This window comes from Brachybacterium sp., from assembly GCF_052095815.1.
Lineage (GTDB): Bacteria > Actinomycetota > Actinomycetes > Actinomycetales > Dermabacteraceae > Brachybacterium.
On the sequence record NZ_JBQDLF010000024.1, the window covers coordinates 14652 to 34973 of the forward strand.

Genomic DNA, 20322 nt, shown 5'->3' on the forward strand with positions numbered 1-20322 from the left:
GTTCCGCGCGCACCGCTGGTGCACGGCCTCCCAGTATGAGCACGACGTCCCGGCCGACGGAACTCCCTGGCGTCGAAGCACACAGGGTGTGCACGTCCGGTGCGGCCCTGCTCACACCTGCCGGGCGGCCCACCAGGCGCGGAGCTCCTCGATGGCGCGCTCCTCGCCCAGCGGACCGTGCTCCATCCGCAGTTCGAGCAGGTGCTGATAGGCCTCTCCCACCACCCGGCCGGGCGGGAGGTCCAGGATCTGCATGATCCGGTTGCCGTCGAGGTCAGGACGGATCTTCCCGATCTCCTCCTGCGTGGCGAGGTGGTCGATGCGCGCCTCGAGCTCGTCATAGGCGAGGGCGAGGGAACGGGCCTTGCGGCGGTTGCGGGTCGTGACGTCGGCGCGGGTGAGGCGATGCAGCTGCGGCAGCAGGTCGCCGGCGTCGGTGACATAGCGGCGCACGGCGGAGTCGGTCCATGGCGACTCGACATAGCCGTGGAAGCGCAGGTGCAGCTCCACCAGGCGGGCGACCTTCTTGGTGGTGTCCTTGTCGAAGGTCAGCGCGCGCATCCGCTTCGCGGTCATCTTCGCCCCCACCGTCTCGTGGAAGCGGAAGGTGACCACGCCCCCCTCCTCGAAGCGCCGGGTGGCGGGCTTGCCCACGTCGTGCATCAGCGCGGCCAGGCGGAGCACCAGGTCAGGGCGCTCGCAGGGACCTCCGGAGCCGGCCGGGGACTCGAGGTCGATCGCCTGGTCGAGCACCGTGAGCGTGTGCTGGTAGACGTCCTTGTGGTGGTGGTGCTCATCGACCTCGAGCTGGAGTGCGGGCAGCTCCGGCAGCACGTGCGCGGCCAGGCCCAGAACGGTCAGCAGCTCGAGCCCGCCCCGCGGGTCGGCGCCCAGCATGAGCTTGACCAGCTCTTCACGGACCCGCTCGGCGGAGACGATCGTGATGCGTTCCGCGAGCTGCTCGATCGCGTCGGCCGTCGTGTCCTCGATCCGGAACCCGAGCTGGGAGACGAAGCGCACCGCTCGCATCATCCGCAGCGGGTCGTCGGTGAAGGACTGGGCGGGGGCGACAGGGGTGCGCAGCAGGGTGCGGGCGAGGTCGCCCAGCCCGTCGAAGGGGTCCACCAGCTCGAGCGAGGGGAGCCGCACCGCCATCGCGTTGACGGTGAAGTCCCGGCGGGACAGGTCGCCCTCGAGGCTGTCGCCGTACTCGACCTGCGGTTTGCGGCTGGTCGGGTCGTACGACTCGGTGCGATAGGTGGTGATCTCGACCTTCACCCCGTCGCGCACCCCGCCCAGGGTGCCGAAGTCGCGGCCCATGTCCCAGATCGCACCCTCGCGCGTCCATCCGCGCAGGATCGCTTCGGTCTCGTCGGGCCGGGCGGAGGTCGTGAAGTCCAGGTCGGCGCTGGAGCGTCCCAGCACTGCATCCCGCACCGGACCACCCACCAGGGCGAGTTCGTGCCCGGCCGCCTCGAACAGCCGTCCCAACTCGTGGATCTCCTCGGGCAGCGCCCGGAACATGGAGGCCGCCCGGGTGCGGGCGGTGTCGAGGCGCGCGGCGGTCTCGTCGACGGGATCGGTCACGGGAGGTCCTGTCCTGGTTCGGTGCGGTGCTGTTCAGTGCGGTGGCGTTGTAGAGGTGTCGTGCACCTGCAGGCCCCTACGGTAGCGGCCGCTTACAGTGTCACCATGCCGTCGTTCCCGCTGTCAGTGCGCCCGGTGCTCGCGGCGCTGCTGACGGCACTGGTCATGTCCTCATCAGTGCTGGTGAGCGGCTCGGCGACCCTGATTCCTGCTGCGCATGCGGCGCCGGCGCCGCCTGCTGCACCTGCCCCCGCGGCACCGCCGGGCACGAGCGCGGATGCTGCCGTGAGCATGGATCTCGTCTCTCTCACCCCGACTTCCCTCGCGCCGGGCGGGACTCTCGAGGCGCAGGTCGAGGTGACCAACACCTCCTCCGAGCCGCTGTCCGACCTATCCCTCGATCTGCGCACGCGCAGCGCTCGGGTGACGGATCGAGCCGTCCTGGCCGACTGGCAGTCCAACAGCTCCCCCGACACCTCCGGGACGGTGCTCGCCAGCTCACCCGCGCAGCCACACCTGGCGCCCGGGGAGAAGACCCTGCTCACCGTGCAGATCGCAGCGGAGGAGCTGGACTACTCCGCAGAGCCCTACTTCTGGGGCACCCGGCGGCTCTCGCTCACCGTCACGTCGGAGGAGCAGCCGCTGAGCACCCTGCGCACCTTCGTGGTGTGGCGGCCCGCGGACGCCACCGACACCATCACCCAGTCGGTGCTGCTGCCGCTCGCCTCGGAGGATGCCTCTGCCGCGGTGAGCGACCCGGAGGCGTTCGCGAGGTCCTCCGAGGCGGGCCGGCTCGCGTCGGTGCGGGGCCTCGCAGAGCGCGAGGACGTGGACTGGTGGCTCGATCCGGCGCTGCTGGATCCGCCGCAGATGCCCCTCGAGAGCGATGCCGACGGGCCGGCCGAGGGCGATGCGGACGAGGACCTCCCACTCGGCCCGGTGCGTGAATACGCGCCCGATCCACGCTCCGCCGAGCTCGCCGCCCTGCTCGAGGAGTCCGTCGGCGAGCGGACCGTGCTGGCGATGCCCTATGCCCAGGCGGACCCGGTCAGCCTGCAGCGGGCGGGGGTCGAACGCCTCGCCGGGGTGGTCCATGATCGGGGCGATCAGGTCTGGGAGGAGCACGGGATCGAGCCCCGTGCCGCAGCACTGCCGGTGGACGGCGCCGTCGCCGATCCCGAGCAGCTGGACTCCGTGCTCGCCGCGGGCGGGACCTCCGCCATCATCCCCGCCAGCTCGCTGCGGGAGTCCCTGAGCTCCACCGTCACCCCGAGCTCGGTCGGCATCTACGAATCGGCGCGCACCCCCGGCGCCCAGCTCCAGCTGCTGACCCCTGACCCTGAGCTCTCCGCCGAGTTCTCGCTGCTCACCGAGGGGTCCGATGCCGAGCAGACCCAGCAGCGGCTCCTCGCGGAGACCGCGACCATCGCCTCCGAGTACGCCAGCGCACCCCGACATCTGCTGATCTCCCCCTCGGCGGATGCGGTGCTGGACCCGGCGGCGGCCAGCGCCGCGCTGGATGCCCTGGCGGAGGCACCCTGGATCGAGTCCGGCCGCACCAGCACCCTGCTCGATACGGCCGATCACCAGGACTGGACCACGGACCCGCGCAGCGAGAGCGAGGAGCTGTACGCCCTGGGACGAATCACCCCCGAGGACGTGCACCCCAGCGGGCCCACCGACAACGGGCGCTGGGGCACGCTGGCGGAGGCAGAGGAGCCTCAGCTGCTGGATCCCGCCGCGCTGACCGAGCTCGATGCCGCCTGGGAGCAGGTCGACACGCTAGCCGCGGCGATGGACGACGACTCCCCGCTGGATGCGTCCCAGCTCGAGATCCTGGCCGGCACCTCGATGCGCTGGCGCGGCGAGCCGGAGATCCCGGCAGCCCGCGCCGAGGATGCCTCCGCCCGCGCCGCGCAGCTCCAGGACCGCATCGAAGTGGTTCCCGCCTCGGGGTACAACGTCATCTCCGACGCCGTGAGCGTCCCGATCACCATCAGCAACGACCTGGACACCCCGATCACGGTGCGCATCCAGGTCACCTCCGACCGTCCCCTGGTGAAGATCGGTGAGTCGAAGGTGGTGGAGATCCCCGCTCGGGGCCAGATCGATGCCGCCGTGGACGTGGAGGCGATCGCCAACGGCACCGTCACCCTCACCACCGTGCTCACCACGGAGGATGGCCGCGCCCTCACCTCCCCGGTCGACGTCCCCCTGACGGTCAACCCCTCCTGGGAGAACTGGACCACCCTGCTGCTGGTGATCGCGATGGGCCTGCTGGTCGTCGTGGGAGTCGCGCGGGCCCGCCGCACCGGATCCTCGACCCGGGCACCGGCCATCCGCGGTCCCGAGGACCCGGTGGAGCTCTCCCGCTCCGGCCGCTCCACGCTCGACACCAGCGCCGCCGAGGAGGTCTGGTCGCGCAGAGCGGACACCAGCACCAGCACCGACGCGACCCCAGATCCAGACCCGAGCACAGCGCACCAGAGCACGACGGACCAGAACGAGGAGGGCCACCGATGAGCACAGCCCGCCGAGTCCAGCACGTCCCTCGCCATCGACGCCACGGCACCCCCTCGAGCCGCTCGACCCTGCTGCGGGCCAGCGTCCTGATGGCCGCGGGGTCGATGGTCTCGCGTCTGCTCGGCTTCGTGCGGAACTTCATGTTCGGCATGATCCTGAGCGGTTCGATGTCCGCGGCGGCCAACGCCTTCAGTGCTGCGAACACGCTGCCCAACACCATCTGGCTGCTGGTGGGCGGCGGCACTCTGAACGCGATCCTGGTGCCCGCGATCGTCCGCGCGGTGAAGCGTCCGGACCGCGGCAGCGACTACATCTCGCGCCTGATGACCCTGGTCGCGGTGGTGTCGCTCGGAATCACCGCCGCCTGCCTGGTCGCGGTCCCGCTGCTGCTGACCCTGACCAGCGGCCTGCTGCCCCCCGCGACGTACGCGCTCGCGGTGCAGATGGGCTACTGGATGATGCCGCAGATCTTCTTCTCGGCGCTGTACGTGATGTGCGGCCAGCTGCTGAACGCGCACGATTCGTTCGGGCCGTACCAGTGGGCGCCGGTGGTCAACAATCTCATCGGCATCCTCGGTGCCGCGCTGTTCCTGGGCGTGTGGGGCACCGTCGGCGATCCCGGCCAGTGGACGATGTCGATGATCGTGGCGATCGCCGTGATCAACGTGGGCGGCTCGGCCGCGCAGGTGCTGTTCCTGTTCTGGTACGTCAAGAAGCTCGACCTGCGCCTCCGCCCGAAGTGGGGCCTGCGCGGGCTGGGCCTGGGCAAGCTCAGCCGGATCGGGCTGTGGTCGCTGGCGATGCTTGGCCTCGGGCAGCTCGGCATCTGGGCATCCCGCTGGGCCACCGGCGGTGCGGTGCGGATGACGGAGCACTACCAGGATCAGCCGGAGCTGGCGGCACGCTATCCGGCGCTGCTCACCATGGAGTGGGCCTACCTCGCGTTCATGATCCCGCAGGGCATCATCGCGGTCACCCTGGTCACTGCCGCCTTCCCGGCGATCTCGCGCCATGCCGCTGAGTCGGACCACGCCGGCGCGCTGGCCCGCTACTCCGAGACCAACCGGATGCTCGCGGTGCCGATGATGCTGTGCACCGCCGTGTTCATCTCCCTGGCCGGACCGATCATGTGGGTGATCGGCGGCGGCACGGCGGAGATCGGCGCCCGAGCCAACGGCACCGTGCTGATCGCCTACATGCTCGGGCTGGTGCCCTTCGCGTCCCTCTATCTCATCAAGCGCGTGTTCTACGCCTACGAGGATGCCCGCACCCCGTTCATCGCCCAGTTACCGATCGCCGTGGTCACGGTGCTCTCGGTGCCGATCATCCTGACGATGGTCGATCCGGCATATGCGGCGATGGCCGCGGCCGGCTCCACCAGCCTCGGAAGCCTGCTCGCGTGGCTGCTGGGCATGTGGCAGCTGCGCCGGCTCGCGGCCCGGCACGACACGCTCCCGCCGAGTGCAGCGTCCGGGGCGCTGATGTTCGGGAAGCTCGCGGCAGCCGCTCTGGTGAGCTGGGCTCTCGGCACCGCGCTGGTACGCCTGGCGGACGATCTGTTCTGGACCCACCGGGCCCTCGCCGTGCTGCTGGGCGCCCTGGTGGCAGGGGTGATGGTGGTGGTGTTCACCGCGGTTGCCTACCTGCTGCAGGTGCCGGAGGTGCGCCACCTGGTCGACGCCGTGCAGCGTCGGCTGCGCCGGTTCACCCACCGCGGCAAGGTGGTGGGCTCGTAACATGGTCGATGCACGTGACGGGCACACCCCCGCCGGACGACGAGAAGGACGGGCCGTGAACACGAATTCAGAGCCGGACGCATTGCGGTCCCGGTGGACGCTGGAGGGCACGATCCCTCTGACCGGCGTCGCCGAGGGCGCCTCATGGCGTCGTGCCCGATCGGTGGCGACCGGTCAGAGCGTGGTCCTGTACATCGTGCACGGCGACACCGCCCTGGAGGCCGCCGACGCGGTCCGCCGCGCGTATCTCGTCGACGACCCGCATCTGCTGCCCGTCCAGGAGATCGTGGTGCTCGACGATCCACGGGAGACCTCCTCGGAGCAGCCCTCCTCCGGGAATGCGCAGGGGCCGACGACGGTGGTGGAGTATCTGCTGCCCCCCGCACCGCCGCTCGCGGCGCTGCTGGCCCGCGGCCCGCTCCACCCGGAGACCGCCCGCGCGATCATCGGCGAGGCCGCGACCGGCCTCGAGGCCGCCCGACGCCGCGGCGTGCGCCATCAGCTGCTCGACTCCAACCGGGTGTTCGTCGATACCCGCTCAGGCGCTGTCTTGATCCTCGGGATCGGGGTGGAGGCCGCGTCCCATCCCGGCCTCGACAGGTCCCGCGAGGTGGCCTCCTTCCAGGACACCGCGGCCCTGGTCGCGCTGCTGTACCGGGCGCTGACGGGCCGCAGCCCGCGGCACGACGCCCAGGGGAACGTGCCCCGGCCCTCCACCGTGGTGGACACCGAGATTCCCCAGGACCTGGATCTGCTGTGCGACCTGGTGCTGAATGAATCGGCCGACGAGATCCCCGAGACCACTCGCGGACTGATCGAGGCGCTCGAGCCGTGGCAGTCCATCCCGGTGACCCTCGAGGCATATCCCCGCCGGGCACCGCAGGAGCCCACACCGGCCGGGACCCCGGAGCCTTCGCCGTCGGACGCCCCCGAACCTTCCTCGGAGCTTGCCCCACCACCGGTGGAGGCCACGCCCGAGGCCGCGCCCACGGAGGACGGGGCGCAGCCCGCAGCGGACGGGACGCAGGACGGCGGCGAGGGCGAGGACGAGCTGCTCGAGAGCACAGCATTGATGCAGGCCGTGCCCGACGAGGACACGATCGCTCAGGCGCCGTCCGACAGCCCGACTGAGAGCCCGGTTGAGAGCCCGGTTGAGAGCCCGGCTGAGAGCTCTGCCGCTGCACCGGGCGCCGGTTCCGCCAGCGCTGCGGGCGCGACCGGCGCCGCAGCAGCGTCCGGTGCCGCAGCAGCGACGGGTGCCGCGGGCATCGCAGCGGCTGCTGCAACCCCGACGCAGCCAACCTCCGGCAGCGAGAGCTATCACTACGGTTCTGCCGACGCTGATCTCACTTCCGACGGTTCAGCGCCTGACGTCGACGCCTCACCTTCCGCAGCGGCAGAGGACCAGACCAATCAGGCCGAAGCAGCCGACGAGGCTGCCAAGGCTGACGCGGCCGACGAGGCGGCTCGCCAAGCGGCCCTGGCCAGGGCCGAGGAGGCCCGGCGCGCCTCCTCAGAAGCGAAGGCTCTGGTCACAGACCTGCAGCTCGACGAGAAGCGATCCAGCAGCCCCTTCCCGGGCCACCTGGAGATCACCCTCCCGACCCGGCCGCAGCCGACGTCGGGCCCGGCAGCGCCCACGGACCCTGCTGCAGCTACGGGCCCAGCGGCGAACGGGGCGGCCACGCACCCGGCGCCATCGTCCGAGGAGCCTCCATCCGCAGCGCGATCGTCCGAGGGACCATCCTCTGAGGAGCCGTCCGCCCGCGCGGCCGGCGCGTCCAGCGCCCTCCCCGCAGGAGGCCTCACCGCCGGTGCCGCTGCAGGCACCGCTGCTGGCGCCGCTGCGGCTGCTTCTGGCACAACTGCCGCTGGCGGAGCGAACGCCGCCGACCTGCCATCGCGTTCCTCCGGCACCCACTGGCCGGTGGCCCACGGTGCGGAGCAGGCTGACGCCCCGACTCTCGCTCCCGACCAGTCCCCGTCGGGTTCCGACGTGCGAGCGCAGCAGCCCCCCGCTGCGCCCTCGGAGATCAGCGTCGCCTCCACCCCGGACCATTCAGCGCCGATCCCCGCGCAACCGGTCGTCCACAGTGCTGACGAGCAGTCGGTCGCTCCGGTTCCGGTCTCCGGTCGCACAGCATCCCTCGCACCCGTCCGAGAAGACGGACCGATCGTGGTCCATGGTCGAGATCGCACTCGGTTCGACGACACCCCCGACGAGAGCACCGCGCCCTTCGCCCGCAGCTCGCTGCTGCGAGATGTGGTCGGGGTGGCCGTGGATGCCGACGCTCCGGAGACCTTCACCATGGGTCCCCGCGATGAGGAGAAGCGTTCCCTGCAATCGCAGTGGATCATCATCGGCGGCGCCATCGTGGTGATGGTCGCACTGGTCATCGCGCTCACCTCGATCACTCGCGACCTCAGCGGGATCCTGGAGGACCCGCTGGCCACCTCCGCACCCGCGGCAGAGGCCCCCAGCGCGGAGCAGACCGGCGAAGCCCCGGTCGAACCGACCGCCGAGGCGACCGAGGATCCCGCCCTTCCCGCACCCGAGGTCACCGGTGTCGAGCTCTTCGCCGAGGGGAGCGATCGGGAACCCGACCACACCGACCAGCAGGAGCTGCTCACCGACGGTGACCCCGCGACGTTCTGGTCCACGAAGCACTACGGGAGTCCCGACTACGGAGGCCTGAAGGAGGGCGTGGGGATCCGCCTGAACTTCGCCGAGCCCTCGACGCTCACCGCAGTGACCCTCACCACCGCACGCAACAACGGCGGCACGATCGAGCTGCGGGCCGTGAACGACGACGGCTCCCTCGGGGACGTGCTCTCGACCGGCGAGCTCGCCGGGGACGGGGAGGTCCGGCTCGAGACCCCTGAGCCCTTCGAGGCCGAACGGGTCGCGCTGTGGATCACGGAACTGCCCCCGGACAGCAACGAGACCGGCCGGTTCCGCGCCCGCATCGCAGAGATCCAGGTCGAATGACCTCGCGGTCCCCCCGTCCTCCATCCCCCCGCAGGGGGACGGAGAGCGCTGCGCGTCAGGTCACGGTCCTGGGCATCCCCATCCCTCTGCTGCTGATCGCGCTGCTGGTCGCTGGCCTGCTGGGGATCCAGCTCGCCGGCGCGCTGGAACGAGCCACCACCAGCAGCTCCCACTCGGCGTCGACCTCGGTCGACTCCCTCGCCGGAAGCGGGAAGAATTCGGCGGGCGTTCCCGTTATCACTGAGACGACGCTCGGCACAGAGGTGCAGCGTTTGATCGACACCGGCACCATCCAGCCGATGACGAGCTTCGATGCTGCACAGTGCCTACGGGAGCAGAACATCCCGGAATCGATCCTGATCATGGAGGAGGTCGCGTGGGGCGGCGAGGAGACATCGAGCTGGTTGCTCGTCCACGGACCGATGGACCGCGAGACGTTGCGTGCCAACGGCGGAACCGTCTCCGCCACCGTGGTCCTTCCCGCCTGCGGCACTTCCGGGGACGGTACCTCGTCCCAGGAGAACAGGCTCTGGTCCGGTGACGTGATGATCGGCCCCCTCTGACCTCATGCGGCGAACGACCCACCCGCCGCGCAATACTCGATGGCGGTCCTCCCGCCGACCACCTACGACAGTTCCCATGGAAGGACACCCCCATGACGCAGCCCATCCAGGCGCTCAACATCCTCGGCGGCACCCCGCTGTCCACGCAGCCCGCCACAGCACCAGCCGCTGATATCGAGCAGGATGAGACGGTCCACGAGGTCGTCATCGTCGGCTCCGGCCCGGCCGGCTACACCGCAGCCATCTACACCGCGCGTGCCGAGATGAACCCGATCGTGATCGCCGGTGCCCTCGACGCAGGCGGCGCGCTGATGACGACCACGGACGTGGAGAACTTCCCCGGCTTCCCGACCGGCGTCCAGGGGCCGGAGCTGATGACGAATCTGCAGGAGCAGGCTGAGCGCTTCGGTGCCGAGATCATCTATGACGACGCGGTGCAGCTCGACCTGGAGGGTGAGATCAAGACCGTCACCCTCGACGACGGCACCGTCTACCGTGCGAAGGCGCTGATCATCACCACGGGTTCCGAGTACCGGAAGCTGGGAATCGACGGCGAGGAGGCGCTTTCCGGTAAGGGGGTCAGCTGGTGCGCCACGTGCGACGGATTCTTCTTCAAGGACAAGGAGATCGTCGTGGTCGGCGGCGGCGACAGCGCCGTCGAAGAGGCCACCTTCCTCACCCGCTTCGGCAAGTCCGTGACCCTGGTGCACCGCCGCGACGAACTCCGTGCCTCGAAGATCATGGCTCGCCGGGCCGAGGCGGATCCGAAGCTGAGCTTTGCGTGGAACAGCGAGCTGGTGAGCATCAACGGCATCGACAAGGTCGAGTCCGTGACGCTTCGGGACACTGTCAGCGGCCAGGAGCGCGTGCTCGAGACTTCTGCCGTCTTCGAGGCGATCGGGCACCTGCCCCGCACCGATCTGGTGCGCGGAAAGCTCGAGCTCGATGACGAGGGATACATCGTCTGCCAGGGCCGCTCGACCTTCACCTCCGTGCCCGGCGTCTTCGCTGCGGGAGACGTCGTGGACCACACCTACCGCCAGGCGATCACCGCGGCCGGGACCGGTTGCCAGGCGGCCCTGGACGCCGAGCGCTGGCTCGCGGACACGGCTGCCAACGCCCACGCCGAGCAGGTCCTGGCCGCCGCCGGTCAGTGACCTCCACGCCCCAGCAGACCACCACCGGCAGCCCTGAATCGCCGGTGGTGGTCCTGGTGAGCGCCTCGTGGGCTGGGCCGTCGCGCCCGGCGCCTACGGTGCTCAGGGAGCTCAGCCGGCGCTGGGGGCCGAGCATCCTCGCTCTGCTCGTCGAGGACCCCGAAGGCGACGTCCTCGAGCAGTGGGGTATCGACATGCTTCCCACCTGGATGAGATTCCGATCTGCTGCTCTAGAGGCCGCCCCCGATGACGCAGAGGAACGGCTCACCGTGTCGTCCCTGTGTGGTGTCACCCCGAATGGGGAGAGGCTCCTGCTGGAGGGGCCCTGGACGTTGACGCACCGACGCACGGGTGCCCTCGCCAAGCATGTGGTGGAGACGGAATTCGGACCGGACTCGCGGCACTGAGGGGGACGCACGTCCTGCTCCGCGGCTGTCAAATCACCTAGGACTGCAAGCGCTGACGTGCATGGATCAGGTTGTGCACAGTGTTGTCCACATGTCCGTCCACATTAGTGGACGGGTAGATCCACAGGGTTATCCACAATTGGGTGTGCACAAGTGGGGAAAGCCGTCGACCAGGCGCTTTGCTGGGAAAGCTGTCCTGACCTGCAGGAACACTGTCCAAGCGGCGGGAGATCGGCACCGCTGGTTCACGTGACCTTGCACATGCGCGTGTGACGACACCGAATCTGTACACCTGTCCAGATGTAGTTGTCCACAATGCTACGCACACTGTGCATGACGGGCACCGCCCGCTGCTTGACATGCATCTGCTGCCCGTAGCGAATGTGCACGAACGCCGTGGCCGCTGGCGGGGACTTTCCAAGTCTCGGGAGTCACGTGAAGCGACCGCAGGTGAAAGCGACGGCAGTGAACCGGCATGCACGCCTTGCCCTGCGGCCCGTGTGCGCGCAGCGCCCCTCCGGAAGAAACTGATCCCTCTCCGTCTGCTGCCGTAGGTCGACGTGGCTTGGGGAGAGTGGAGGAGTGCGGGCTCGGGTTCGGTGCGCCGATCGCGCAGTTCCTCGTGAAACCTGGACCGCGCGATGTGTTGCCTTCGCCGGCTCGCCGGGAGGGGCGTTACGTCCATGTTTCACGGGCAACATCGCGTCGCCGCCCCCCGCCGCGCAAGCACCGACCCTGCGCCGGGTGAAGCGTCGCGCCACGCTTTGTGCTGTGGTCGACTTCCACCGTGCCTCGGTCGGGCGCAGCCGGGCTCGGCCCATCCACGTTCCACGTGGAACTGAGTTCGAAATCATCAGTGATACCAAAGGCGGGTTGAGAGTTCGCTTGTACGACTAAGACCAGCCACCGCTCGGGCAAGTTTTCACCCGGGTAGCGATCCGCTGCGCCTTCCCCAGCACCGGCTCATCTAGCTACACACGTTTCACGGGGAACACAGAGTCGCGGTCGCACGTCGCCCTTAGCCCGTGCTGCGGAGCTGGCGAGAGCGGCCTACGGTCTACTACCCGTCCACGATTCACGGGAAACGAGGACGGCGAAGTGAACCCGGAGGCCGCCTCAGTGGGGACGTCGATCATGGTGGCCCGCCTCCAGAAAGGGCTCGTCCACAGCACAGACGCCAGGAGGGAAGTCCATTCCCCATTTGGCCAGCGGATTCCAGGCTCCGGCGACCACGGCGCTACCCCACACCTGGGGGACGTTTCACGCGAAACCATCGCAAGATCCCTAGTTCTCGCTTGATCCACGTGAAACGTTGATCCAAGGCGCTGTTGGCCCATGAGCTTGTCTCCTCCTCGCCGCCCTTCCTTGACCTCGCAGCAGTTCTATAGGCTTTCAAACGCTAATGACCGGTAGCCGCCTCACGGCACCGGCGCGCACGATATCGATGTTTCACGGGGAACGATAGGGAGGCGCGGCTTGCGAGGTCTCCCCGCTGACGAGCGGCCATAGGAGTCCGGGCCGCGCTCAGTCGTGTCGTTCCAGGCGAATCTCGACCTCCGGCGGGGGCCCATCTGATGCTGGCCATGTTCCACGGGAAACTGAGCTCGTGGGGCAACAGTTGGGAAGTGGCGATGCCCTGATGTCCGCCGTCGCCACCCCGGCAGCCTGCCTACCATGCACATCCCAAGCACGAACTCATACGCGTTCCACGCGGAACTCTCGCGAGGGCACAGTTCCACGTGGACCCCGCCATATCGCACCAAGTGAAGCTCTGGAGAGAAGATTCCGAAGGTCGCCGCCGAATCCAGGATCGGTCCAGGGCGCGAAATGTCGCCCCCCATCCCCGGTTCCCCGCTCTAGGTAGTGAACGTACGGGTAAGCGGGGCTCTCGAGTCGTCGCTTCCCGTGAAACGGTGACCATGCCCAGGGGCCGACCAATCCCTTCCAGCGTACGACCGACGTCGCCGAATCGATGGCTTGACGCTGCGTTCCGTGCGTTTGCGACCACGCAGAGATGACCGCACGCCAGCCCCCGTTTCACGTGAATCGCGGGGTTCGATCTAGGCTGCCCGTTAGCTGGACGACTGTCACGCCCATGTTCTTGAACCTACCGCCCAGGGAAGTAGGTGCACTAGTCCGTGTTTCACGTGAGTCGGACCTATCGCTGCCGGGCCGAATGTCGTCCGAGGCGAGCACGGACGTCACCACCCACATCGGCGTCGTCAGCAACACAACAATTCTCAGCCAGCCCGAGAGGACGTTTCGCGTGGAACGGCGCCAAAGAGCAGCCGGATCGGAGGGCTACTGGAGCACAGCCACAAGGTCCGGCAGTCGTGCCACGGTCGAAGATCCCCGGCGGCCTCGCCGGGGTAGCAGGGTCGCCTCGTACCCAAGGAGGGCTCTATCCACATGTCTGTACACAATGGTGGATAACCGAATAATGGGGCACTGACCTGTGCATACGCCGCTCAGACGGAGACGCTCTCTGCTTCTCCCAGAGCGGATAGACCACGACTACATAGATCAGCGCTTATGTGACCTGACTCACTTCGTGCAAGGTAACTGACATATGCGCCCACTACGTCGTGTCCGCGACCAGCACGTCCTTCAGTCTCTCCAAGCTCAGGGATCTGCCGGCGCGAGGGGCGATCGTTCTCTCGCAGGCGCCCGCTCGGTACCGGAATTCTCCAGGGCCGGGACTGCGTCCTCACACCAGGACCGCGGAACACTTGACGGGCCCCGCTGCGGTCACGAACAGACGCTGGACGCTGCTGACACTGAACAGCAAAGGAGGGGCTCGCAATATCTGCGGGCCCCTCCTGGTGTGCTGCTCGTGCCTGCTCAGTCTTGCGCGGCGTGCTCTCCATCGGGCAGGGGAATGTCCAACCCCATGTTCTCCACCAGACGCTCCAGATCCTCGAGGTTGCTGAACTCGAGGGTGATGCGCCCCTTGCGCTTGCCGACATCGATGCGGACGGGAGCTTCGAGGCGGTTGGAGAGACGACTGGTGAGGTCCACGACGTGCGGGTCATAGGTGGTGCGGCGAACGGTGCGGGTACCGGTCTCCTGGCCTCCACGAGCGACCAGACGTTCGACCGCGCGTACGGAGAGCCCTTCCTGCACGATGCGCTGTGCGAGCTCCTCCATCAACGTCGGGCTGTCGAGGGAGAGCAGAGCGCGGGCGTGACCAGCGCTGATCGCGCCGCTGGCGAGCCGGCGCTGCACCAGGGCGGGGAGACGCAGAAGACGCAGAGTGTTAGTGATCTGAGGGCGGGAGCGGCCGATGCGCTCACCGAGCTCATCCTGCGTGCACCCGAAGTCCTCGAGGAGCTGCTGATAGGCGTTCGCCTCTTCGAGCGGGTTCAGCTGAGTGCGGTGAAGGTTCTCCAGCAGGGCATCGCGAAGCAGGTCATCATCGCTGGTCTCGCGGATGATGGCGGGAATTGCGAGGAGCCCTGCTCGGCGTGCCGCGCGCCAACGGCGCTCACCCATGACCAGCTCGAAGGATTCGCCGTCTTCGGTGACGGGGATCGGGCGCACCACCACGGGCTGCAGTACGCCGACCTCACGCAGCGAGTAGGCGAGCTCATCGAGCTCGTCGTCGTCGAACATGGTGCGAGGATTGCGAGGATTCTCCCGCACCTCATGGATCGGGATCTCCGCGAACTCGGCCCCGGGAACACTGACCAGGCCACGGGTTCCGGTGAGCTCTGTCGGCGGCTCGTCGCTCCCGCTCTCGTCCTGCGCGATGTCGTCCTCTGAGTTCGCGGGCTCAGACTCAGGGGCAGCATCCTCGGAGTCCTCGGCAGTATCCGTGGGCTCCGGAGGGAGATCCGTGGGCTCCTCCGCGGGAGCCGGGGCGGGGGCGTCGGGCTGTGCAGGGGTCGACGTCACCGTCTCCACGTCGACGACCGGGCTGTCCTCGCTCTGGCGGGGCGTGGTCTCGCGCGGGGACGTCGTAGCCGTCCCTGCGGGCTCCGCAGTGGACTCAGAAGTGGCCTTCGCGGGAGACGACTTCGCCGAGGCGGGCTTCGAGGAGGCGGCCTCCGAGGCGGCAGGCTTCGAGGTGGTGCGCTTCGCGGTCGTCGAGGAGGAAGCGGAGGGCTTCTGGGCCTCAGCCGTCGGGGAGGCAGCTGCGCCAGCGGTCTCGGCGGCTGCGGCCGCTCCGGGTGCGACAGCCGGCTCAGCCCCAGTGGCCTTCGTCGGCGCGGTGCTCTTCGTCGGCGCTTCGGTCTTCGCCGCGGTGCTCTTCGCCGCGGTGTTCTTCGTCGCGGTGCTCTTCGCTGCGGCGCGCTTCGGCGCCGGGGCCTTGGCTGCAGTGCTCTTGGGGGCGGCCTTCTTCGCGGTGCCGCTGGAAGAGGAGGTGCTGCGGGAGGACCGTGTCGAGGTCGAGGTGTTCGAGGATTCCTTCTGCGGCTCCTCGTCAGCTCCCTTGGACTTCGTGGACGCAGCCCCGGAGCGTGCGGCACCGGAACCATTGGTGCGCCCGCGTCGCTCCGCCGCTGCGCGTGCCATACCGGTGGCCAGATCATGAGCGCCGGCACTGCCTCGCTGCGCGCGCTCGGTCTCGCCGACCTTCTCCCCGGAGAAGAACATGTCGACCGGCCGGGGGGAGCTGGAACGTCCCTCGGTCGCATCGGACGGGCGCGTGCGCGTACGAAGCTCCTGCTCAGGCGCAGGCCTCGAACCGGCGCCTGGGATCAGGGCGCCGAGTCCTCGACCGAGTCCTCGCTTCTGCGTCATGGCCATTGTCCTTCCAAGAAATATCGTCGCCATCGGGATGTTGACCGGGTGTGCGCGCGTCTTCGCAGCGGGTCCCGGTCAGGGGAGATCAGGGTGCGGGGCGGGTGTTGAGCTCGTGTGCGGCTGCCCGGTAGGCGAGCGCCCCGCTGGAGGCTGGATCGTAGGTCAGGACGGTCTGGCCGTAGCTGGGCGCCTCGGAGATCCTCACCGACCGCGGGATGCTGGTCTCCAGGGTCTGGTCCGGGAAGTGTTCGCGCACGTCCTGGGCGACCTGAGCCGCGAGGCGGGTGCGGGCGTCGTACATGGTGAGCATGATCGTGGAGACCACCAGGTCCGGATTCAGATGCTGACGGATCAGATCGATGTTGTTCAGCAGCAGCGAGAGACCCTCGAGCGCGTAGTACTCGGCCTGGATCGGGATCAACACCTCACGGGCCGCGACCAGCGCGTTCACGGTCAACAGCCCCAGCGAGGGAGGGCAGTCGATCAGCACGTAGTCCAGCCGCTCGAGCCCCTGCTGATCGCGCTCCTCGAGATGATCACGGATCGCGTTGCGCAGCCGGTTCTCCCGTGCCACGAGCGAGACCAGCTCGATCTCGGCGCCCGAGAGGTTGATCGTCGCGGGCGCGCAGAACAGGCGCTCCATGTCCGGGACCGGCTGGATCACGTCGCTCAGAGGAGCGGATTCCACCAGCACCTCGTACATGCTGGGCACCTCGGCATGATGGTCGATGCTCAGCGCCGTCGAGGTGTTCCCTTGCGGGTCCGCATCGATCACCAGCACGTTCAGGCCGCCCATCGACAGCGCCGCGGCGACGTTGACGGTGGTCGAGGTCTTGCCGACCCCGCCCTTCTGATTCGCGACCGTGATCACACGGGTCTTCTCGGGACGAGCGAAATCGAGACCCTCGAGCTTCTTCCTACGGGCATGGTCCCGGGTGAGCTCACGCATCAGCGGGGTGTCTTCCATCGCGCCGCGCCCCGGGGAGGAATCATCGCGCTTTTCAGCCACGTGCGTCTCCCTTCCTGGTCGCCTTCGCACGGCGACGCACTTGGACCACTGTAGTGGGAACCTCGACCTCGCCCACGCCGTACTGGGAGATGGTGGGATCCACGCCTCCGAGCTTGCTGAGGACCTTCTGAGCGTTCTCGACCTCATCCGCCGCCGAGGAACCCTTCATGGCCAACAGCATCCCGTCCTCGGCCACGAGCGGAAGCGTCCAGCGGGCCAGCTTGTCCAGCGCAGCCACCGCCCGCGCGGTCACCACGTCGAAGGACCGCACTCCGTGCAGCTCCTCGGCCCGGGCGCGGACCACCTCGAGCCCCAGAGCCAGCTCGGCGTCGACCTCCTCGAGCCAGGTGGTGCGGCGCTGCATCGTCTCTACCAGCGTGACCTGCAGGTTCGGGCGGGCGATCGCGATCACGACCCCGGGCAGGCCGGCCCCGGAGCCGATGTCGGCCAGGGTCGTCGCAGTAGGGGCGGCGCTGTCGATCGCGTCGACCATCAGCGCGCAGTTGAGGAGGTGCCGCTCCCACAGCCGGTCCACCTCGCGCGGGCCGATCAGCCCGCGCTCCGGTCCCTGCTCAGCGAGCAGCGTGACGAAGCGCTCCGCTAGCTCGAGGCGATCTCCGAAGAGACGCTCGGCTGTCGGGCGGAGGGAATCGGGAAGGGGCTGCACGGTGCGCCTCAGGATGCCGGGTAGATCACGACGTGGCGGTTCTTGCCATCACCATCGGACTCCGAGCGCAGACCCTCGCGCTTGGCCACGTCATGCACGACCTTGCGCTCGAACGGGTTCATCGGCCGCATCGGGACCGGTTCGCCGGACTCCTTGGCCTCGGCGATCGCAGTCGCGGCGAGTCCCTCGAGGCTGCCCTTGTGCTCCGCACGGAAGCCGCCGATGTCGAGCATGAGGCGCGAGCGGTTCCCGGTCCGGGTCTGCACGGCCAATCGCGTGAGCTCCTGCAGCGCATCGAGCAGCTCGCCCTTGGGCCGGTTCAGGCGGGCCAGCTTGTCGGCGCCGGCGATCTCCACGGACGCCCGGTCGCCATCCACGTCGATGTCGATGTCGCCATCGAGGTCGGCGATGTCCAGCAGCTCCTCGAGGTAGTCGGCGGCGATGTCGCCCTCCTCCTCGAGCCGTCGCATCCGCTCCTCAGTGGTCTCGACGGTCGCCTCCGGATCCTCCGGGTCCTCCGAGGACTGTTCGTCGCCCTCCACGGGGGTGTCAGCAGACGCGCTCCCGGAAGGTGCGGACTCGGCCTCGGTCGCCCCGGCGTCAACGGTCGCGGAATCGGCAGCCACGGAATCGTCGGGTGCGGACACGTCGGCAGCAGTCGCATCAGCCGCAGCCTCGTCGGGCGAGGACGGAGTGGCAGCGGACGCAGCCGCGTCGAGCGGCGCGGTCGACGCCTCCCCTCCCTCGTCGGTCACAGGAGCATCAGCGATGGGGTCATTCAGGTTCATCAGGAGTCCTCCGGAAATGCGGGATGTGGGGTGCTCCCCGGGAGCGGCTGTGCTCCCGGGGGCGAGGTCACTTCTTTCGCTTCTTCTTCGCGCCCTTGTTCAGGGCGTTCGATCCCTGCGAAGGAGGGGGCGGAGTCTCGCCCGCGGCCTCCAGCGCCTTCCGACGCTCCTCGGCGGCCTGGGCACGCAGAGCCCGAGCACGTTCGAGCTTCTCCTCGTCGGAGAGCTTCTTGCCGCTCTTGCCCTTCGAGGGCTGCACCCGGATCGGAGCCTCGGGCTCCGGCTCGGCGGAGATCTTCTTGGGCGGGGTGAAGTCCAGCGGCTTGAGGCCCTTCTTCGCCCGCTTGGCGTTGATGCGCTCGTGCTTCGCCTTCTCGGCCTCGGTGCCGGGAGTGGGGGTCGCACGGATGACGATGTACTGCTGGACGAAGGTCCACACGTTGGTGGTCAGCCAGTAGACGAGCACACCGATCGGCATACCCGGCCCCGTGATCACATAGATGAACGGGAGCATGTACAGCATCATCTTCTGGGTGCTGGCCATGGGGCCCTCGAGGGCCGCCTTGGGCATGTTCTTCATGGTCAGCGACTTCTGGGTGAAGAACGTGACTCCGGACATGCACGCGATGATGAGGCCGGAGACGATCATCGTCGTCATCCCGCCGTCACCGGGCTTCAAGAAGGAATTGGCAATGGTGACGTCGCCGAAGAAGGTCGCGGTGCTCGCGCTCTCCGCGAGCGACTGGGTGAGCGGGCCGAAGCCGTCGCTGCCCTCCGCAGCGGCCTCGGGGAGCTTGTTGAACAGCACCCGGAACAGGCCGAAGAAGATCGGCATCTGCAGCAGCACCGGCAGGCACGAGGAGAACGGGCTGGCGCCGGCGTCCTTGTAGATCGCCATGGTCTCGTTCGCCATCTTCTGGCGGGAGTCCGGGTCCGTCTTTCCCTTGTACTTCTTCTGGACGGCCTGGAGCTCCGGGGAGACCATCTGCATCGCGCGCGAAGCACGGATCTGGCGCACGAACAGCGGGATGATCAGCGTTCGCACCACAACGGTGAGGCCGACGATCGAGAGCACCCAGGTGATGCCCGCGTCCTTGTCCATGAACAGGGACAGCAGCGCATGGAACTTCACCATGAGCCATGCGACGGCCCACTCGATGGGATACAGGGGGTTCATCGGCCTGGTCTTCCTGCCGCACGGATGCGCATGACGTTCATACGAGGTGTCGGCTGTGGTCGGGAATCTGAGATAAGGGTAGGCCCTAGTGGGCCGGGTGCCGCAGTCGGCGTGGATTCGTCCACATGCCGGGGGCGGGGACCGGGTCGGGGCCCCCGCGGGTGAAGGGGTTGCACCGCAGGATCCGCCAGCCGGTGAGCAGCGTTCCCTTCAGCGCACCGTGCACACGCAGGGCGTCCATGCCGTACTGCGAGCACACCGGATCGTAGCGACAGGCGGGCGGCGTATAGGGCGAGATGCCCACCTGATAGCCGCGCACCGGGAGCATCAGCAGCCGGCGAGGCAGGCGGGTGAGGGCATGAATCCCTCGCCGCTGGCTCATCCGGCGTGCTCCAGGCGCCGGGCGAGCTTGCGCTCGGCGGCGGCGAGGGCGGAGTCCACGTCGTCCTTGAGTGCAGCGAACTCCTGGTCCTGGATGCCGGGCAGGGTGCGCAGCACGATCGCCGACCCTGCCGGCAGGGTCGCGAAGTGCGGGCGGACGATCTCCCGCAGCCGCCGTGTGACGCGGTTGCGCACCACGGCGTTGCCGACCTTCTTGGACACGACGAATCCCACGCGGGGTGCTTCTCCTCCCTGCGTCAGCAGGGCGAGATGCACGACCACGTGGGATCGGGCGCTGCGCACTCCACCGCGGGTGACCGCTCGGAACTCGTCACCGGAATGGAGCCGGTGACTGGACCAGCTCACGGTGCCACGAGTGTCACGAGGAGTGCGCCGGGAATCGCCTCGACGAGTCGCCTCAGGCGGAGAGCTCGGCGCGGCCCTTGGAACGACGGGCGTTCAGGATGACGCGGCCTGCACGGGTGCTCATGCGTGCGCGGAAGCCGTGCTTCTTGGCGCGACGACGGTTGTTCGGCTGGAACGTGCGCTTGCTCATGGTTCTCCTCGATCGTGGGCACGGACATGCCCCTCG

The 20322-nt window shown here is 68.5% G+C and carries 15 protein-coding genes; 6 read left to right on the plus strand and 9 right to left on the minus strand.

The features are described from left to right. Window positions 1-111: 111 nt before the first annotated feature. On the minus strand, window positions 112-1587 hold the full coding sequence (locus ACTH43_RS10700) for a CCA tRNA nucleotidyltransferase (protein WP_441444887.1): 1476 nt from the start codon (window positions 1585-1587) through the stop codon (window positions 112-114). A gap of 105 nt (window positions 1588-1692) precedes the next feature. Here ACTH43_RS10700 and ACTH43_RS10705 point away from each other — a divergent pair, with 105 nt between their 5' ends. The 5 genes from ACTH43_RS10705 (at window position 1693) to trxB (ending at window position 10555) form a co-directional block, all read left to right on the plus strand. After that, entirely contained in the window at window positions 1693-4110 is a 2418-nt protein-coding gene (locus tag ACTH43_RS10705) for a DUF6049 family protein (protein WP_441444888.1), read from the plus strand. Next, window positions 4107-5846: a murein biosynthesis integral membrane protein MurJ gene (gene murJ / locus ACTH43_RS10710; protein ID WP_441444889.1), complete on the plus strand. Its 1740-nt coding sequence runs from the start codon at window positions 4107-4109 to the stop codon at window positions 5844-5846. Before ACTH43_RS10705 ends, murJ begins: the two co-directional genes overlap by 4 nt. 55 nt (window positions 5847-5901) lie before the next feature. Beyond that, entirely contained in the window at window positions 5902-8835 is a 2934-nt protein-coding gene (locus ACTH43_RS10715; RefSeq protein WP_441444890.1) for a hypothetical protein, read from the plus strand. Then, a complete protein-coding gene (locus tag ACTH43_RS10720; RefSeq protein ID WP_441444891.1) occupies window positions 8832-9398 on the plus strand; it encodes a hypothetical protein in 567 nt (188 codons plus the stop codon). Before ACTH43_RS10715 ends, ACTH43_RS10720 begins: the two co-directional genes overlap by 4 nt. Before the next feature lie 92 nt (window positions 9399-9490). After that, entirely contained in the window at window positions 9491-10555 is a 1065-nt protein-coding gene (gene trxB, locus ACTH43_RS10725) for a thioredoxin-disulfide reductase (RefSeq protein WP_441444892.1), read from the plus strand. 3248 nt (window positions 10556-13803) lie between these two features. Here trxB and ACTH43_RS10730 read toward each other — a convergent pair. After that, window positions 13804-14856 carry a ParB/RepB/Spo0J family partition protein gene (locus ACTH43_RS10730; protein WP_441444893.1) on the minus strand — a complete coding sequence of 351 codons (1053 nt, stop codon included), beginning with the start codon at window positions 14854-14856 and terminating at the stop codon, window positions 13804-13806. Window positions 14857-14956: 100 nt separating this feature from the next. Here ACTH43_RS10730 and ACTH43_RS10735 point away from each other — a divergent pair, with 100 nt between their 5' ends. Continuing rightward, complete coding sequence (locus ACTH43_RS10735; protein ID WP_441444894.1) at window positions 14957-15496, plus strand: hypothetical protein; 540 nt, start codon at window positions 14957-14959, stop codon at window positions 15494-15496. 297 nt (window positions 15497-15793) lie between these two features. Here the strand turns inward: ACTH43_RS10735 and ACTH43_RS10740 are convergent, their stop codons facing one another. From ACTH43_RS10740 to rpmH, 7 genes are all read right to left on the minus strand, one after another. After that, complete coding sequence (locus ACTH43_RS10740; protein ID WP_441444922.1) at window positions 15794-16675, minus strand: ParA family protein; 882 nt, start codon at window positions 16673-16675, stop codon at window positions 15794-15796. A gap of 34 nt (window positions 16676-16709) precedes the next feature. Then, window positions 16710-17384 (minus strand): 16S rRNA (guanine(527)-N(7))-methyltransferase RsmG, encoded by a 675-nt coding sequence (gene rsmG / locus ACTH43_RS10745; protein ID WP_441444895.1) that lies wholly within the window; start codon window positions 17382-17384, stop codon window positions 16710-16712. An 8-nt stretch (window positions 17385-17392) separates the two neighbouring features. After that, complete coding sequence (locus ACTH43_RS10750; RefSeq protein WP_441444896.1) at window positions 17393-18172, minus strand: Jag family protein; 780 nt, start codon at window positions 18170-18172, stop codon at window positions 17393-17395. A gap of 67 nt (window positions 18173-18239) precedes the next feature. Then, window positions 18240-19349, minus strand: coding sequence for a membrane protein insertase YidC (gene yidC, locus ACTH43_RS10755; RefSeq protein WP_441444897.1), 1110 nt, complete (start codon window positions 19347-19349; stop codon window positions 18240-18242). Between the two features lie 85 nt (window positions 19350-19434). Continuing rightward, entirely contained in the window at window positions 19435-19731 is a 297-nt protein-coding gene (gene yidD / locus ACTH43_RS10760) for a membrane protein insertion efficiency factor YidD (RefSeq protein WP_441444898.1), read from the minus strand. Beyond that, the gene (gene rnpA, locus ACTH43_RS10765) at window positions 19728-20096 is read right to left on the minus strand and encodes a ribonuclease P protein component (RefSeq protein ID WP_441444899.1); all 369 of its coding nucleotides are present in this window, start codon (window positions 20094-20096) and stop codon (window positions 19728-19730) included. The genes yidD and rnpA overlap by 4 nt, the downstream gene beginning before the upstream one ends. Before the next feature lie 52 nt (window positions 20097-20148). Further along, window positions 20149-20286: a 50S ribosomal protein L34 gene (rpmH, locus tag ACTH43_RS10770; RefSeq protein ID WP_441444900.1), complete on the minus strand. Its 138-nt coding sequence runs from the start codon at window positions 20284-20286 to the stop codon at window positions 20149-20151. Window positions 20287-20322: the final 36 nt, after the last annotated feature.